Source organism: Lentisphaerota bacterium (assembly GCA_016873675.1).
Lineage (GTDB): Bacteria > Verrucomicrobiota > Kiritimatiellia > RFP12 > JAAYNR01 > VGWG01.
The window spans coordinates 1-16876 of sequence record VGWG01000033.1 but is presented as its reverse complement, the minus strand read 5'-3'; the positions used below and the strand labels follow the sequence as shown (position 1 = coordinate 16876).

Annotated in this window: 10 protein-coding genes and 1 tRNA gene; 8 read left to right on the top strand and 3 right to left on the bottom strand. The window is 60.7% G+C overall.

The features are described 5' to 3' along the window. The first annotated feature begins 160 nt into the window (after positions 1–160). Positions 161–1312, top strand: a complete 1152-nt coding sequence (locus FJ222_06070) for a sodium ion-translocating decarboxylase subunit beta (GenBank protein ID MBM4163990.1) — start codon at positions 161–163, stop codon at positions 1310–1312. An 86-nt stretch (positions 1313–1398) separates the two neighbouring features. Here the strand turns inward: FJ222_06070 and FJ222_06065 are convergent, their stop codons facing one another. From FJ222_06065 to FJ222_06055, 3 genes are all read right to left on the bottom strand, one after another. Continuing rightward, positions 1399–2364 carry a C-type lectin domain-containing protein gene (locus tag FJ222_06065; GenBank protein MBM4163989.1) on the bottom strand — a complete coding sequence of 322 codons (966 nt, stop codon included), beginning with the start codon at positions 2362–2364 and terminating at the stop codon, positions 1399–1401. A 23-nt stretch (positions 2365–2387) separates the two neighbouring features. Beyond that, positions 2388–2478 (bottom strand) — tRNA-Ser (locus tag FJ222_06060). 166 nt (positions 2479–2644) lie between these two features. Next, positions 2645–3742 carry a YjgP/YjgQ family permease gene (locus FJ222_06055; protein ID MBM4163988.1) on the bottom strand — a complete coding sequence of 366 codons (1098 nt, stop codon included), beginning with the start codon at positions 3740–3742 and terminating at the stop codon, positions 2645–2647. A gap of 279 nt (positions 3743–4021) precedes the next feature. Between FJ222_06055 and FJ222_06050 the strand changes: the two genes are divergently transcribed. The 7 genes from FJ222_06050 to FJ222_06020 form a co-directional block, all read left to right on the top strand. After that, a complete protein-coding gene (locus FJ222_06050) occupies positions 4022–5839 on the top strand; it encodes a DUF1565 domain-containing protein (protein MBM4163987.1) in 1818 nt (605 codons plus the stop codon). A 33-nt stretch (positions 5840–5872) separates the two neighbouring features. After that, positions 5873–8278, top strand: a complete 2406-nt coding sequence (locus FJ222_06045) for a hypothetical protein (GenBank protein MBM4163986.1) — start codon at positions 5873–5875, stop codon at positions 8276–8278. 363 nt (positions 8279–8641) lie between these two features. Continuing rightward, positions 8642–9382 carry a hypothetical protein gene (locus FJ222_06040; GenBank protein ID MBM4163985.1) on the top strand — a complete coding sequence of 247 codons (741 nt, stop codon included), beginning with the start codon at positions 8642–8644 and terminating at the stop codon, positions 9380–9382. Then, positions 9379–9705, top strand: coding sequence for a hypothetical protein (locus FJ222_06035; protein MBM4163984.1), 327 nt, complete (start codon positions 9379–9381; stop codon positions 9703–9705). Before FJ222_06040 ends, FJ222_06035 begins: the two co-directional genes overlap by 4 nt. 37 nt (positions 9706–9742) lie before the next feature. Further along, positions 9743–12637 (top strand): hypothetical protein, encoded by a 2895-nt coding sequence (locus tag FJ222_06030; protein ID MBM4163983.1) that lies wholly within the window; start codon positions 9743–9745, stop codon positions 12635–12637. Then, entirely contained in the window at positions 12634–14487 is a 1854-nt protein-coding gene (locus tag FJ222_06025; protein ID MBM4163982.1) for a DUF3604 domain-containing protein, read from the top strand. Before FJ222_06030 ends, FJ222_06025 begins: the two co-directional genes overlap by 4 nt. Next, positions 14484–16876, top strand: a 2393-nt coding sequence (locus tag FJ222_06020; GenBank protein ID MBM4163981.1) for a hypothetical protein, incomplete at its 3' end; no start/stop codon positions are given. The genes FJ222_06025 and FJ222_06020, both read left to right, overlap by 4 nt.

The window sequence follows — 16876 nt, the reverse complement described above, 5'->3', positions numbered from 1 at the left end:
TATGGACGCACTGACATTCGGCCTTACCCTGCTTGTGGTCGGTATGGGCGGCACACTGGTGGCGCTTGCCACGCTCGCGGTGTTGATGGAGTTATTGAAAAAAATGTTTCCCCATCGGGACATCGACGCCCACTAGAACACAGAGCAACGGGAGATATCCATGTTTGAGGCCATACTGAATGGGTTGAGCGGGCTCGGTGCAGGCGTGGCCCATTTGCACGTGTCAAACCTCGTGATGATTGCGGTGGGTGGCGTGCTGCTCTACCTCGCGATCAAGAAGGATGTCGAACCGCTGCTGCTGGTGCCGATCGGCTTCGGCGCCATTCTGGTCAACATTCCCCTGGCCAACCTGATGGGCGAGGGCGGCTTTCTGCGCACCCTATACAACATGGGCATCGCGAACGAGCTCTTCCCGCTGCTGATCTTCATCGGCATCGGCGCCATGACCGACTTCGGCCCGTTGCTGGAGAACCCGAAGATCTTTCTGCTGGGTGCAGCCGGCCAGTTCGGCATTTTCCTGACAATCGGGCTGGCCCTGCTCTTCGGGTTCGACAAGCTGGACGCGGTGACGATCGGTGTCATCGGCGCCTGTGACGGGCCGACGGCCATCTTTGTCGCCTCGCGCTACGCGCCCCATCTGCTGGCGGCCGTCTCCGTCGCGGCCTACTCTTACATGTCACTGGTGCCGATCATCCAGCCCCCCATCATGCGGCTGCTGACGACAGAAAAGGAACGCGCCATCAACATGACCGAGCGGGCCAAAAAGACGAATCCGGTGTCGAAGAACGCCCGGATCATCTTTCCGATCATGGTGACCATTTTCGGTGGTCTGGTCGCCCCCCAGGGGCTTCCCCTGATCGCCACGATCATGCTCGGCAACCTGATGCGGGAATGCGGCGTGGTGAGTCGCTTGACCAAGGCCACCGAGAACGAGATCGCCAACGTGGTGACGCTCTTTCTCGGCATCTCCATCGGCGCGACCATGAATGGCGTCGCGTTTCTGACCTCGCAGACCCTGATGATCCTCCTGTTTGGCTTCGTGGCCATCTGCCTCGACACGGTGTGCGGCGTCCTCTTCGGCAAGCTCATGTGCTTCACGACCGGAGGCCGGGTCAACCCGCTGATCGGGGCGGCGGGTATTTCGGCCTATCCCATGGCCGCTCGGGTCGCGCAGAAGGAGGGGCTTAAATACAATCCGTCCAACTACCTGCTGATGCACGCCGTGGGCGCCAACACCGGCGGGCAGATCGGCTCGGTCATGGCGGCGGCCATCATGCTGTCGGTGCTCAAAGGCATGGGAATTATTCCGTGACGGCCGTGCTTCCCTGTGGCGCGGGGGTAGGAAAGACGCAGAACGATGGGTAGAGGCTGAGGAACGACCGGTTCAGGACCGGCCTCTCAGTAGTCCCACTCGCAGACGAAACCTTTGACATCCGGATTGATCTGGTTGCCCAGCAAGTCACACCATCGGCCGGGCCATTGCCCCATCCAGTCATAGGGCTGATTCTGTCTATTCCCGATCAGCACGCCCGCGTTCTCGACCTCCATTCTGCCCCTGACCTTGATGGCGTCGGGCTGACCTGGCCCCCAGTTTGTGTAGTTCATCGGGGACTTGTCAACCCAGACAAATTGAGAGCCTGTTTTCCGCAGTCCAATCCACGTGTCCCATGCGCCGCTGAGGTTCAGAACGAAATTATTTTCTTCGGCGTCAGAGATCGTCACCAGATGGCCGCCCAAGTGGTTGCACCGCATGTTGGCGGCGTCCCACGTTACGGCTTCGGAAAAGTGCTTGTAGTGGTGTCCCCTGAACGTCACTGAATCAGCCGGCGCGGTCTTCTTCGCGGCAGGGACACTCGGAAAGACCTGCGTGTCGCTCGCCCCCCCTTGCATCGCGATTCTGGAGTCGATCTCTGATTTGATTAGCCTGATTCGCTCCAACTCAGCCTTCCACAGCTTCGCCTCTTCAATCTTGTTAGCCTGAAGCGATGACTTGACGGCCGTTTCCAGCTTCTTCATATACTGGTCCATCCAACCGCTCAGTTTCTTGTCGTGCCCCAGGACATGACGCAGGGCTACGGCCGAGACTCCCGTGTTGGCATTGGTGGTGCCGGCGTCGAGCATCCCGCCCTTCTCAAGCCGTGTGATTTCAGCATCCACGGCCTCAACCCCGTCCACATCCCCGGACTGGATGAAGGTCCTGCGGACCAGGCCCAGGGCGCTCACGTAGGCTGACTTGGACTCGGCCTCCAGCTGCGAACTACCGGCCTTGTACAGCGTCTTCAGGTCCGTCGCCGTAGCCCCCGTTTGGGCAAGAGCCGATAGCACCGGCATCGTCAGGATCATGAGAGCAATCAACAGGTTCATCGCTTTCCCTTTCTTAGGCAAAGTGGCGGAGAGGGAGGGATTCGAACCCCCGGTGCCCGTAAGAGCACACAGCATTTCCAGTGCTGCGCCTTAGACCAACTCGGCCACCTCTCCGTAAATGGGTGAGAACGCCGCCCTTTATAGACGGTCTCGCGGAAATACTCAACTCAAAACGCTAACGGCGCGGGGAGTCAATCGCATTCGGCTGCGACCGGCGCGGCCATCCAGAACTTCGGGCCAGCGGCAGACGTGCGCAGGGGCGGGATGCGCGTCGGCGCGTTCACCGTTGGCGCCAGAGCAGGTAGAGGCCGGCCGCAAGGAAGGAGGCGTTCGGCATCCAGGCGCCGATCAGGGGCGGGAGCAATCCCCGCTTCGCAAGGATCATACAGCCGTTGACCGCGACGAAAAAGGCGAAAAAGAGGGCGATCGCGGTCAGAATCCCCTTGAAGACGCCCTGCCGGCCGGTTGCGACACCCATGGGAATGGCGAAGAGGGTGATGACCGTGCAAGCCCAGGGCGAAGCGAAACGGGAGTGAATATCGTACCATTTTGAATCGCGTTCTTCATCGCTGAGGTCGGGATGGACACGCAAATAGCGCAGACGCGCGCGGATGGGCAGGCGCGACCATTCGCGGGTTTCATTCACAAAGTCGGCAGGAATCTCGTTCAGTGACGGCATGAGGCGGAGCGAGAGTTTGTCGAGCTGAGGCATGCGCGATTCCACCTGCATGTCGAGCTCGTCAAACCAGATGTATTGGGGATAGCACAGCAACCACACGCCGTCGCGGTATTCGGCCTGTTTGCAGGCCACTTCAACCTCGCGGGTGCCGTTGGGTCGCTCGCAGGTGATTCGCACGCCATACAGAACCTGCGGCGAGGAGACATCCATCCGGTTGATGCGCCAGTTGCGTCGTTCAGAGGTGTTGTAGTAATGAATGTTCTCACGGATGTCGCCGGCTTCCTGGCGGAATTGGTTTTTTTCGAGCCGCTGGGTGTTTTCAGATGCGTCCGGAGCGTAGAACTCGAGATTCAGCGCGCTCACGAGCGACAACAGGACCGCCACGCTGACCAGCGGTGCAATGATGGTCCCAAAGCCCAGCCCGCTGGCCCGCATCGCCGTAACCTCGCTGTGGCGGCAAAGCTGCCACATGGTGTAGAGCGAGGCGAGCAGTAAGGAAGCGGCCAGCAGCCATTCGAGGAACGGAGCAACAACGCCCGCAAAGTACCCCACGACCACGCCGAACGGGGGTTTGGTTGCGGTCAGCATGGAGAAGGAGCCGATCAGTTCAACAACGACATAGAGCGAGATGAACGTCACCAAGCAGTAAGCCAGCGGCACAAGAAACGAGGTGAGCACGTAACGGTGGAGAATGCGCATGAAAAACCCTGTCCGAATGCATGTGTTGCATAGAAATATGCGGTCGGATTGTGGCACTTGGCTGCCGGAAAGGCAAGGCGAAAGATTGCGCGTTCACTCCGATCTTGTAACGCGGCCCCGTATCATCTATCGTATGCCACCAACGATAGCTTTCTCCTTCTGGCCGGTTTTCAGCTTGTGTGCGTTCGGGCACGCAGCGCAGCGCGTGTTCCCGTACGGTCTGACACGTGTCGGGAACTGGGACAGGCGAAAGAGCGACGCGTTCGAACGGTGGGTTTCATGAGGAACAAAAACGTTCTTTGGGGTTTGGTTGCGGTTGCGGGCGCGGCCGGCTTTGTCCGGGCGGCCGACTATCACGTTTCGAAGCTGGGTAGCGATTCCAATGCCGGATCGTCAGCCCAGCCCTTCCTGACGATTCAGAAGGCGGCCACGGTGATGCAGCCAGGGGATGTGTGCACGGTCCACGCGGGAACCTATCGCGAGGAGGTGATCCCGCCGCGCGGGGGACGCTCGGAGACGCAACGGATCACCTATCGCGCCGCTGAGGGGGAGAAGGTTTACTGGAAGGGTTCCGACCAGTTCACCAATTGGACCGTGCACAGCGGAAATACCTATCAGGTGAGCATCTCCAACGCCGTCTTTGGCGCGTTTAACCCCTATACGGTTTTTGTCAAGGAAGCCTGGATGGGCTATGGCGAAGGCAAGTTTCACCGGGGACAGGTGTTTTACGAAGGGGAACAATACCGGGAACAGCGCGTCTTGGCCGATGTGACGGCGACGCCCAAGACGTGGTACGTGAAGCAGGACAGGGGCAGCACGGTGATCTATGCCAACTTCGGCGGCGCAAATCCCAATGCCGGCATCGCCGAAGTGACCATGAGGAAATCCGTCTTCCGCCCCATTCTGGATGGCGGGGTGAACTACATCACGCTGCGCGGCTTCCACCTGTCGCACGGGGCGCCGAACTGGTCGCCGCCCAGTCCGAAAACGTCGGATCAGGAAGGGCTGATTAGCACCTATCGCGGTACGCACTGGATCATTGAGAAAAATATCATCTCTGACTCGCGGACGGTCGGCATTGTCAGCGGTTCACTGCAAAACGACACCAGCAAGAATTACGCCGCAAGGGGCCATCATCTGGTCCGCGGCAACATCATCCGCAATTGCGGTCAATCCGGCATCTGCGGCAGTGGCGGCAACTGGGGCGTGAGCCTGATCGAGGGCAACCTGATCGAGGAGATCAACCCGCTCATGGAGTTTGGCGGCTGGGAAACGGCCGGCATCAAGATTCACGGCGCGGCCGACTACACTATTAAGAACAACGTGATCCGCGGTGTGTACGGCAAAGGAAATGGGGTCCATCACGGCATCTGGATCGACTGGGCCAATCAGAATTTGAGGATTACGGGAAATATTATCTACAACACGGCTCAGACGGCCCTGTATTTCGAAAAGAACATCGGCGGTCACCTCGCTGACAACAATGTGATTGTGGGCAAAGGCGTTAAAGAGCAGGCGCATCAGGTCCTGCTGGTCCATAATCTCATGATTGATGCCGGGACGTCTTTCGCCGGAGATGGGCGCCAGGCCGCGTATTACAAGCCTCACACGTATGACAAGATCGGCGACTGGAACATGGAGACGGGGTCCGACCGATTCTACAACAACATCTATGTCGGCGTCGGCCCAGGCGGCAAGCAGACCGAGCAACCCAAAGCCGCCGATTTCAACGTGTATTACAAAGGCGCCAAGAAGGCGGCCTTTGAAGGCACCCATTCGCGCGTGGTTTCCGATTTCGATCCGGGCTTCACTCTGACGTCCCTGCCCGACGGCGCGGAGATCACCTTTGTGGTGGACGCCGGCTTTCCAGGCGTGACCGCGCCGATTGTCACCAGCGCCATGTTGGGCACGAACTTCCTGACCGGCGTCGGCATGGAACACCCCGACGGAACCCCGATGGACGTTACCACAGACCTGCTTGGCGCGGCGCGCGGCATGAATCCGACGCCCGGGCCGTTTGAGAAGCTGAACATCGGAACCAACACCTTCAGGCTTACCGTCGGCTTGGCATACAAGGATGGCCTCAAGCAGCCCTAAAGTTCCTGATTTTGCTCAGCGAAAGCGCATGCCATGACCGACACAATTGATTACCGATCCTTTCTCTCACGCCTCGACCCGACCTGGCCCTACCTGGTTCATCGTGGCGGCCGTTACTACCCCGACCGGCCCGCATGTACCCGTGTTGACTGGGGGGAGTGCGCCTTTATCGGCAACGGTATGATCGGTGCCTCCATCTACAAGAAATCGGCTACAGGGTTGTGCTTCGAGCTCGGCCGTAACGACGCCGAGGCACATAACTTCCTCAAGGGAGTGGACTGGTGCGTGCCGCGCATTCCTATCGGCGACCTGGTGCTGACAGCAGGCTACTCTGCTGCAACTCCGGCAGGCACGACGGAGCAGATGCGCCTGGGACTGTATGACGCGGAGGCAACCGGAGCAACGGAAACCCCTGCGGGGAATATCTCCTGGCGGGCCTTCGCCGATGCGGTGCGTGATGTGCTGATGCTCGTCGTCACTTACCCGAAGACGATGACTGCTTCCGCGCGGCCCCAGGTTTCGCTCCACCCTGCCCACGGCGTCAGCCCCCGCTTGGAATGGGTAAGTCCCGAGGTGGCGGATGCAGCGACCCCCCTTCCTCCCAAGCCGGTCTTAACCACCACCGGTGACATCACCCTTTCGGTCCAGGAGCTGGTAAATGACGCCGGCGCCATTTCCGGTGAATGCGCCGTTGCACTCCGCGCTATGAAGGGGTCGCAGCATGACGTTTTGGATAATTTTCAGCGTGATAGGTACCTGTTGAGTATCCAGCACTCACGGGAGAATGGCGTGGCCCGGAAGGCTGCGCGGGCAGCCGTTGACGACGCTGTTACCATGGGGCTTGCCGCCCTTGAAGATGAGCATCGCGCGTGGTGGCACTCCTGGTGGCGGAGAAGCTTTCTCTCCCTCAGCGATACCCGCTGGGAGGCCTTTTACCACATTCAGCTCTACAAGCTAGCGAGCGCCACCCGCGGGGAGATGGACGAGGTGATCGATAACCAGGGGGTCTGGTTGACGGACTCGGCTTGGCCCGGTACCTGGTGGAACCTGAATGTCCAGCTTGCCTACAGCCCCCTCTGCAAAGCCAACCGTGTGGATCTCGCACGCTCGCTCGCCAACACCATCCACCGCTACGAAGAGCAGATGCGTCAGAATGCCGCCCCCGTTACCCCCGATGGGATGTACATGGGGCGCAGTTCCGGCCGCGAATGCACACACAACAGCCTCCCAGCGCGCGAGGCGATCCAGCAGGGAATCGAAGGAATCTTCGAGCTCGGCAACTTCACCTGGATCGCCAAGCTGCTCCATGACCAGTATCGTTACACCATGGACCGGCACTATCTGGCGGAAACGGTCTACCCCGTGCTCCGTGCCGCTGTTGAGGTTCCGCGTGCACTTCTGGAGCGGGGTGCGGATGGAAAACTGCACCTCCCTCGCACCACCTCTCCCGAGTACCCCACACCCGGGGACCCCGCGCGTTCCACTTTTTGTCCGGCACACGATACCAGCTACGACCTGGCCCTCCTTCGCTGGGGGCTCACCACGCTCCTCGATGCGGAGCATGAACTGGGGATTACCGACGCGCATTCGGCACTTTGGAAGGAATGCTTGCGCGATCTCACCCCGTACTGCCTTGACGAGAACGGTCTGATGGTCGCACGCGGCCTCCCCTTCGCCGTGTCGCACCGCCACTACTCGCACCTGTTTGCCCTCTACCCACTACAGCTCTGCGATCTTGAAGATGCGGCCGAGCGCGCCGTGGCCGAGACATCATTCCGCCACTGGATGGGCCTGCGCGGCGCGCTGCAGGGCTACTCCTATACCGGTGGCGCAGCCATGGCGGCACTTCTGGGCGAAGGCAATTTCGCTCTCGAGTGCCTGAACGGCCTCCGTGAGGTCCTCCTTCCAAACACCATGTACACCGAGGGCGGCGGACCGGTGATTGAAACACCTCTCTCCGGAGCGGAGTCCCTGCACTGCATGCTCGTGCATACGATTAAGAATACTCTCCGGGTTTTTCCCGCAATACCGGACGCCTTTCGTGATGTGGAGTTTGCCTCGCTTCTTGCCGAGGGCGCCTTCGAGGTCAGCGGCAAACGCTCAAATGGCGTCAATCAATGGGTGCTGGTTAAGAGTTTGGCTGGCACGCCACTGCGGGTAATGCCCAACCTCCCCGGCACTGTTTTGGCGCACGGTGCGCGATTCTTTAGCCTGAAGCCGGACGGAAACGGGGCTTTCCTGATTGACCTGAAGCAAGGGGAAGAGGTGCTCCTGTATGGCCGTGCGGCCGCAGGGACCGGAGACGAACCGCCCCAAACTACCGTGGCACCGGTTCCTTCCGAAAAACAATACGAAAACTTCTATGGAGCCATTAAGCCAGGGATGGGCGCACAGGCACTGCTTCCGCTAACTCGGGCGGGTAACAACCCGCAGCAGTAGCGGTGCCTGTTGGCAAGACGTCATGGAGAGGGATCGTCGTAACTCGACTTGCTCCTCGTCATGGCGGCAGTTAGGAGTCCCCTCGGCATTGCCGGAGCAGCCGAATATCACCTATCGCGCGGCAGAGGGGAGGACATCAGGGCCGTTCGAGAAGTTGACTATCGGAACCAATACATGTACTCTTAGAGTCAGTTTGGCATACAAAGAAAGAATGCCGGCAGGGCGATTGCCTGTAACACAAACAGAAGAGTCTGGTCAGTACCTCGTCAGCCATGAGCTGGCGGGAGGTCGACGGTAGGCCGCGATCATGTTTGTGCGGCGCATTGTCACATCTTGAAAGTGAAGCAGGCAAAGGAGTTGAGAATGAATCGTCGCGAGTTTCTGGGCACAGTGGGAGTTGCGTTGGCAGGTATGGCGATAAATGGCGCCTGGAGTGCGGAGACAAAACCTGCCGGAAAGCCAAATGTTATCTTCATCCTGACCGATGATCTGGGCTATTCGGACCTGTCCTGTTATGGATCGCCAAACATCAAGACGCCCTGTCTGGACCGCATGGCGGCGGAAGGGGTGCGGTTCACGGATTTTTATGCGGCGGGGGTGTGTTGTACACCAACACGCGCAGCGCTGATGACAGGTTGTTATCCCAAGCGTGTCGGCATGCATATGGGTGTGCTTCCCACTCGCTCAGAAAAGGGGTTGCATCCGGATGAGGCGACCATCGCAGAGCTGTTGCGTGGTCAGGGCTACGCCACGGCCTGCATTGGTAAATGGCATTTGGGAACAGGAGTGGCGACGTTGCCGACGAGCCAGGGGTTTGACTCCTATTTTGGCATGCCGGGTGACAACCACGGTAATGGAGAGCTGTATCGCGGCACGAACATCATTGAGCAAGCGGGCAAGATTAATATCAGCGAACTGACGCAACGTTACACAACCGAGGCCATCGAGTTTATCACGAAGTCCAAGGACAAGCCGTTCTTTCTCTACCTGCCGCACGGCGCGCCGCACACCCCCCTCTATGCCTCCAGAAAGTTTCACAAACTGCAACAAACCGATACGATGCTTGCGCAGGAAGCACGGCCTGTGTTTGGCGCAAAACCATGAGCATTCAAACACAGACCTGTCCAGACGGATGCGCGGCATCCGCGTCACGCAACGAGGTCCTTCCCCGCGCTGTTCGGCGGACGAGATACGACATCCTCACGGAACTTGCGCCGACCCGCCATGCGGCGATCTATCGCTTCACTTTTCCAGCCAGTGATGACGCCCATCTGATGCTGGACCTGGCCCATTCGATCCCCGGCGACATTAATCGAAAAGGCGACACTGTCCTGGCCTTTACCATGAGCGAACAACCCACCGCCTGGGGCACGCACCAACCTCCGACGTCTGATGTGAGCCCCTGCGTAGAAACCACTTTCAACTGAAGCGTGTGCCACCGTTAATTCTGTCATAGGAGTCTATATGAAAACCGCCTACATAAATCTGAGTGACCATCACGATCCGTTATGGAACAAAGCGTTTGAGGAGCATGCGGAGGATACGGATGGGTCTGTTCTGCGCTCGTACAGCGAGCGCGAAGCGTCGCAATTCGATCGGTGGTTCGACATTCTCCCCAACACGCCGGCGGCGTATGAGATCGAACAGACCTGCACCATCAAGAAGTATCTGGAGCAGAACCCGGACAAACTCCCGCTCGTGCGAGAACTGACCCGCAAGGGCCAGATTGAACATCTGGGCGGCGGCGAAGCGGTGATTGACTACAATCTGGTACACGGGGAATCCATCTACCGGAATTTTCTGTACAGTTTCCGCTGGCTCAAGGAGACGTTCAACGTCCGTCCGCAAACGGGTGCCGCGCCGGACACCTTCGGCTTGAGCGCCCAGGTGCCCCAGATTTTCAGTCAGTTCGACCTCCCCTGGCTGCCGATACATTCCCGGATGTTCGGCGGGAATTCGGCGGCTGGGATGGAAACCGAGCATGTGTTAGGACAGCCCGACCGGCCCTATTGGCGCGGCATTGACGGAACGCTGATGTGCATTCGATCCGGCTTTTTCGGCAGTGCGGCATGGGCAACCAGCATCTTTGTCAATCACCAGTACCGGCGATGCCCGGTCTGCCAGGGCGCAGGGTGCCGCTTCTGTGAATACAGCGGCATGGATATGCATGTGGAGCATGGGGCCAACTGCCTGCAAGACACGTTGAAACAACTGTCCGAAGGCCCGCATGACACCGCCGTGATTCATATCACCACGGAAGAGACGGTGAAGACCTCTTCGTTTGTGGCGGACACACTGGCCCTGGGTGCGCGCATGGGCGTCGAAATCCGGTTTGTGACCCACGCACAGATCCGGCAGACTCGGATGAAGCCGCACCTGGACCGGATACTGGCTGGCACGGTCACGACCGAGGAGATTGATGTTCGCGCGGAAGGCAATCCCATTGCCACCGGCTGCTATATCACCCGCAGCGGGCTCAAGCGCCAGAACCGGGAATTGGAGCATCTGCTGCTCGCGGCGGAGAAGTTCAGCGCCTTTGCCGCTGCTTTCGACTATGCCTATCCGCGTCGGGGGTTTGCCCGGTGGTGGAACCTGATGAGCCTGCTGCAATTCCACGACAGCATTACCGCCAGCCATCCGGATGGTCCCCTGCGCGAACTGCAGAAGTGGAACCGGCAGGTGCGGCGCGGCGCAGGCAGGCACATGCTGGAGGCGTGCGCGCGGATCGGCGCTCAGATTCAGCCGCCGCCGCCCGGCCCTGATGCAACCGTCGCGGTGTTCAACCCCCTGAACTGGGAAGTCACTCCGGTGTTTACCGAGGTGGTGATACGGGCGGCGGACCTGGGGATCACGAAAGACGAGCAGGTGACCGAATGGACCCTGACGTCCGCAGACGGAAGCCGGGCCGATGTGCTAGAGTGGGCTCGTATCGAGATGCCCCTGGACACCGTGGCCTATCGTTTGAAATGCCGCTGTGCCGGATTGCCCGCCTGCGGGTATGCCACCCTGCGCGCCAACCCTTCGAAGCAGCCGCGGACTCAGCCTGCGGCAGCGCTCGTTTCCGGCGTCCTCAGCCGGGATGCGGAAGCGGCCGGACTGCAGGCCTCAGCGGAAGCGGCGGTCAGCGGGCGGTGTGAGTTGGACCGCCTGACGCCTGGCATGGGCAACAGCATTGCGAACGAGCGCTACCGGATTGACTTTGATGCGCGGGGGATTACCGGAATCTTCGACAAGTCGCTCAACCGTCTGGTCGCCGGCAAAGGGACTGCGGACTTGATGGCCGAGGACGACATCGGCAGTTTCTGGGACCGGCTGAAGTTCTTCAACATGCGGAAAAATCTGTCCGACCTGGCCACCATGACGGTCCGGTCGTATACCGGCGCCTTCCAAAGGCTGGTCATCCAGGGGACCTTGCCGAAGCGCCTGGAATGGGAGCTGCCGCGCGATTGGCGCAGTGACGTGTGCAAGGCCAACCTGTGCAAGATCCGGGACCTCACCGCGGCGGAAGTCGAGGTTCTCATCGACAGCCTGTCCTGGACCACGGAACTGTCGCTCTATCCCGGCAGCAACCGGATTGATATTCGCACAACGATCGCGTGTGACAGCCAGAACGTGCGCTTGCTGGTCCCGTTCCCGTTTGGGTTCACCACGCCGCAGGACCGGGCCTGGTACGAAATTCCCTATGGAATGATTGAGCGTCCGTCGTATCGCCCCAAGGCTGGTGTGCACTGTAATCCTGACGGCGTGTGGCCGGCGGTCCATTGGGCCGCGGCGGTCAACCGCCAGGATAACTACACCTGCGCGCTGCTGAACAAGGGGATCGCGGCGCACCGCTTCAAGGACGGAGTCATGGAAGTGGCGCTGCAGCGCAGCCCGCGTCTGAGGGTCTGGAACGCCAGGTCGCTGGAATGCAACCGGCTGACCGATCCGTCGGCGAAAGACGCCGGGCTTCAGGTGCATGAATACGCCTTTCTCAGCGGCCCCGGAGATGTCGCCGCCAACCGGCTGACGCATCAGGGCTACGAGTTCAACAGCGTTTTTCCGTCCGTGGTTTTGCAATCGGCGGAGATTGCGCGTTTGCGCCAGGGGCGGAAGCCCACCTTGCCCGCGCGCCACTCCTTCTTGCAAAACAGCGCCCCCAATGTCATCATCCCCGTGGTGAAACGCGCGGAAGACAGCGATGATCTGGTGCTGCGCATGACGGAAGTCTACGGTGTTGCGGCGGCTGACGCCCTGATCGGTCCCTGCGGTGGCCGGGCCAGCGCCGTGTCTCCGTTGGAGAACGAACCGCTTGCGCAGGACGCCCCCCTGCAATTCCGTCCGTTTGAGATCAAGACGGTAACGATCAGCAAGGGATGATGGCTATGCAATTACTGGCACAATGCGTGCAAAAGCGGTTTGACGTGGGGGAAACGTGTGGGGTTGAGGTCGTTGTGCAGGCAGACGAGGACGTGAAACCCCGGGACCGGATCGAGTTCCAGTTTCCGAATAGCTGGATGGTGATCACCGGGCCAAGCTACACGCGCGAATTGCAGGGTGACAAACCGGATCACCCGCACTTTATCTCGGTGACGACGCCTGAGGGTGCCGAAACGCGCTTCGCCCTCACAATCAAGCCGCGACACCTGAACTATCCGGAGGGGGAGGTTCGACATGGACGCCTGGTGACCGCAGAGCTGGTCAGTGGCGCCATTCCCGCGGGGACGCCCATCCATATCCGCTATGCGAATACCTTTGCCCCCTACGTGGCGGAGACGGACGCCCTGTGGCTCCGCGTCAACGGACAAGCCCCTGAGACAGAGCCTGTCTTGACGGTCATCGCCGGCGCGCATCAATGCTTCCGGGTCATCGTTCCGTCGTACGCGGTTCCCGGCGAGGACTTCGATGTGTTCATCGTGTCGCTGGACCGGTTCGAGAATGCGTCCAGCACCGTGTTCGAGGATGAACGCCTCACACGGACGGACGGCGCCGTGATCGCGGAGCATCTTCGCCTGTCGGGCTCTTTGCGTGTCCGTACCCGCATTGATCAAGACGGCGTTTACCGATTTCGTTTTCGCGACACGGTTTCGAATGCGGTCAAGGTTGCCATGGGCACCCGCAAACTGTATTGGGGCGACCTTCATATTCACACCAAGCTTTCCCATGACGGCCAGGGCACAGACCCCTATGTCTATGCTCGTGAGGTCAGCGCTCTGGACTTCGCCGGGGTTTCCGACCATTGGGAGGCTCTTGGGCCGGAGGGGTATCGCCGGGTGACGGAGTGGGCCGACCAAGCACACTGCCCGGGGGCTTTCGTCACGGTTCTGGGTGATGAGCGGAACTCGAAAGAGCTGACCGGCGACCACAACATCTATTTTCGTGACGCGGAAACCATGGCGCGCTACCGCGCGATTCGAACGGAAGGCACAGAGGCGCCGCCGAACACGTTTACGCGACTACAAGAGGCCGATCCCTCGCGCGTCATGCTGGTTCCCCATCATACGGGGATCAATTGGGGCGAACTGCCGCAGGGAGGCGGAATCGGGCGGGCCATCGCTTGGGATGTGTGTGACGACCGGGGGCTGCGTCCGGTGATGGAAATCTACTCGCAACACGGCCAAAGTGAGCTGTACGATCCCCAGCATCTGCTGGCGTACGAATTCAACCGCATGCACAACCCGGAACGGCGGGCCAACACGTCTGTTCCCGGCCCCTATTACGCCCAGGATTACTGGATGGCCGGCAAGCGCGTGGGGGTCATTGGCTCCTCCGACGAGCACAGCGGACAAGGCGGTCGCCGGCATGGCGGAGTCGCCGCCGTGTTCGCGAAAACCCTGACCCGCGAGGAGATCTTCGACGGCATGCTTCATCGCACCTGCTACGCGACCACCGGCGAGCGCATCCTGGTTGAATTCGCCGTGGATGATCTGGGGACAGGGTCGGTCGGGAAAAGACAGCGGGGAGACAAACTGAAGATCACCCTGAATGTCTGGGGCACAGACACGCTCCTGCGGGTTGACCTCATGCGATTCCGAAAGGGCGTGGATAAGACCTTCCGCCCAGTCCTGTCTACCGCCCCGCGTCCCGAGCGCATGGACGCGATGATCACGTTTGACGATCTGGTCGAGACCTCCTGCCTTTACTACGCGCGGATTGTGCAAGCCCCGCTCACATGGCCGGCCATGGCCTGGACCAGTCCCATATGGATTGATATCAAGGAGGGGCAATGAATAACACTCGTCACACACGTTTCCCTACAGATGCGGATTTAATCCCTGTTAATGTCGAGGCGGCGCGGCAGTTTTCCGCCGAGTGGGCAGCGGCGGCCGCCGCCGGGTCCGGAGACCCGCATGCCTTGCGCGTGCACGCATGGAAGCAGGGGTGGGGCAGTTTAAAATTCAACCACGCTATTTTTAGCGACGGCCCGCTCACGATTGCCGGCAAGACTTTTACTTACGGTCTGGGCACCCACGCCGAGAGTGAAATTGTGCTGCGGACGCATCAGCCTACCCGCATGTTACGCGCCTGGATCGGCATGAATGACACATCGAAGACCCGGAGCGCCGAGCCCAATAAGGGGAGTCCGGCGCGGCTGATCTTCTCGGTTGAGGCAGGTGGGCGCGAGCTGTGGCGCTCCGCCGCCGTGGGCATCGCCACGCCGGCTGTGCGCGTGGATGTCGCCTTGAACGGGGCCACGGAAGTCGTCTTGCGTGTCCGGGAGGTGAACGGCAATAACGACTGGGCGCATGCCAACTGGGTGGATGTCGAGGTGGAACTGGCGGATGGGCATGTGGCGCGACTGGGAGAGTATGCGGGAGCTTCGTTGCCCGATCAGAAGCCGCCCTTCTCGTTCCGGCTGGGCGGAAAACCGTCGGCCGAACTGCTCGGCACGTGGCAGGTACAGCGTGCGGATAAGCCCGGCGCAGCGGGCGTGAAGGTGCGGGTCGTGACCTGGCGCGACCCGCAGTCCGGCCTGGAGTGCGAGATGGAACAGCAGGCCTTTGCCGGGTTCCCGGCTGTGGAGTGGGTGCTGCGTTTCCGCAATACCGGCAAGACGGATACGCCGCTCATCGCGGATATCCGGCCGTTGGACATGGCTTGGGCGGCGGACAGGGCCCGGACGTGGAACTCCGATGACACGTGCCTGCGGCGGTCGCGCGGGTCGCCCTGCACGCCGGCGGATTTTGAGTACCAGGTGGTGCCGCTGCCAGTTGGCGAAACGATCAGAATGGCGGCGGGCGGCGGGCGCTCGTCCAATACCTGGCTGCCATTCTTCAACCTCCAAAGCGGTAAGAATGGCGTCATCGTGGCGATCGGCTGGAGCGGGCAGTGGGCGGCCGAGTTCGCCCGCGAGAACGCCGACACCGTCCGGCTGTTTGCCGGACAGGAGCTGACCAGCCTGACGTTGCACCCCGGCGAGGAGATCCGCACGCCGAGTATGGCGCTGCTCTTCTGGGATGGCGAGCCGCAGGCCGGCCACAACACATGGCGGCGTTTTGTCCTCGCACACCATACGCCGCGGCCGAACGGCGAACTGTTACGGAGTCCGCTGACCGTCGGGCACTGGGGCAGCATGAAGACCCATGATCATCTCGCCCGGATCGAGGCTTACCAGCGACAGAAGCTGGGCTACGATTACTACTGGATTGATGCCGCTTGGTACGGACCCGCCAGCGGCTATTCGCCGGATGAATTTACCGGGGATTGGGCCCACCACGTCGGCAACTGGTCCATTAACCCGGCGGCGCACCCGAACGGGCTGCGTCCGATCAGCGATGCGGCGGCGAAAGCCGGCATGAAGTTCCTGCTTTGGTTCGAGCCCGAGCGCGCCGTCAACGGCACCCCACTGACCATCGAACACCCGGACTGGTTCCTGGGCGAGCATAAGCCGGGCAGTCATGTGCTCTTTAATCTCGGTCTGCCCGAAGCCCGGCGCTGGATGACAGACTTCATTTCAACCTTCATGGTGGAACAGGGGGTGCAGCTCTACCGTCAGGACTTCAATTTTGATCCGCTGCCGTACTGGCGAGCCGCCGACGCGCCGGATCGCCAGGGAATGACGGAGATCCGTCATATCGAAGGACTCTACGAGTTCTGGGATGAACTGCTCCGGCGTCAGCCGGGGCTGGTGATCGACAACTGCGCCAGCGGCGGACGGCGCATCGACCTGGAGACGATCAGCCGCAGCATCGCGCTGTGGCGCAGCGACTGGCAATGCGGCTGGATTAGTGACGGCACGCCGGGCCAGACCCACACCATGGGGCTCTCGTACTGGGTTCCGCTGAGCGGGACGGGCGTACTGGGCGGATGCCGGCGCGCGGGCGACACCACTAACTTCCGCAGCAGTCTGAGCGCGGCGATGCAGTTTAACATTTTCCCCTATGAGAGCTTCCCGATCGAGGAGCAGTATCCCTGGGATTGGCACCGACAGATGATGGCCGATTTCGTCCGTGCCCGCCCGCTGTTCTATGGCGACTACTATCCGCTCCTGGCCAATTCGCCAGCATACGATATCTGGGCCGCGTTCCAGATGCACCGCCCGGATCTCGGAGAAGGGCTGCTGCTCGCCTTCCGGCGCAAGGACGCGCCGTTCGTTGTTGCCGATTTCCGGCTGCAGGG

What these genes read in the sequence shown, in the direction of transcription:
- FJ222_06070 (MBM4163990.1), top strand. Translation starts at nt 161, where the DNA reads ATGTTTGAGGCCATACTGAATGGGTTGAGCGGGCTCGGTGCAGGCGTG.
- FJ222_06065 (MBM4163989.1), bottom strand. Translation starts at nt 2,364, where the DNA reads ATGAACCTGTTGATTGCTCTCATGATCCTGACGATGCCGGTGCTATCG.
- FJ222_06055 (MBM4163988.1), bottom strand. Translation starts at nt 3,742, where the DNA reads ATGCGCATTCTCCACCGTTACGTGCTCACCTCGTTTCTTGTGCCGCTG.
- FJ222_06050 (MBM4163987.1), top strand. Translation starts at nt 4,022, where the DNA reads ATGAGGAACAAAAACGTTCTTTGGGGTTTGGTTGCGGTTGCGGGCGCG.
- FJ222_06045 (MBM4163986.1), top strand. Translation starts at nt 5,873, where the DNA reads ATGACCGACACAATTGATTACCGATCCTTTCTCTCACGCCTCGACCCG.
- FJ222_06040 (MBM4163985.1), top strand. Translation starts at nt 8,642, where the DNA reads ATGAATCGTCGCGAGTTTCTGGGCACAGTGGGAGTTGCGTTGGCAGGT.
- FJ222_06035 (MBM4163984.1), top strand. Translation starts at nt 9,379, where the DNA reads ATGAGCATTCAAACACAGACCTGTCCAGACGGATGCGCGGCATCCGCG.
- FJ222_06030 (MBM4163983.1), top strand. Translation starts at nt 9,743, where the DNA reads ATGAAAACCGCCTACATAAATCTGAGTGACCATCACGATCCGTTATGG.
- FJ222_06025 (MBM4163982.1), top strand. Translation starts at nt 12,634, where the DNA reads ATGATGGCTATGCAATTACTGGCACAATGCGTGCAAAAGCGGTTTGAC.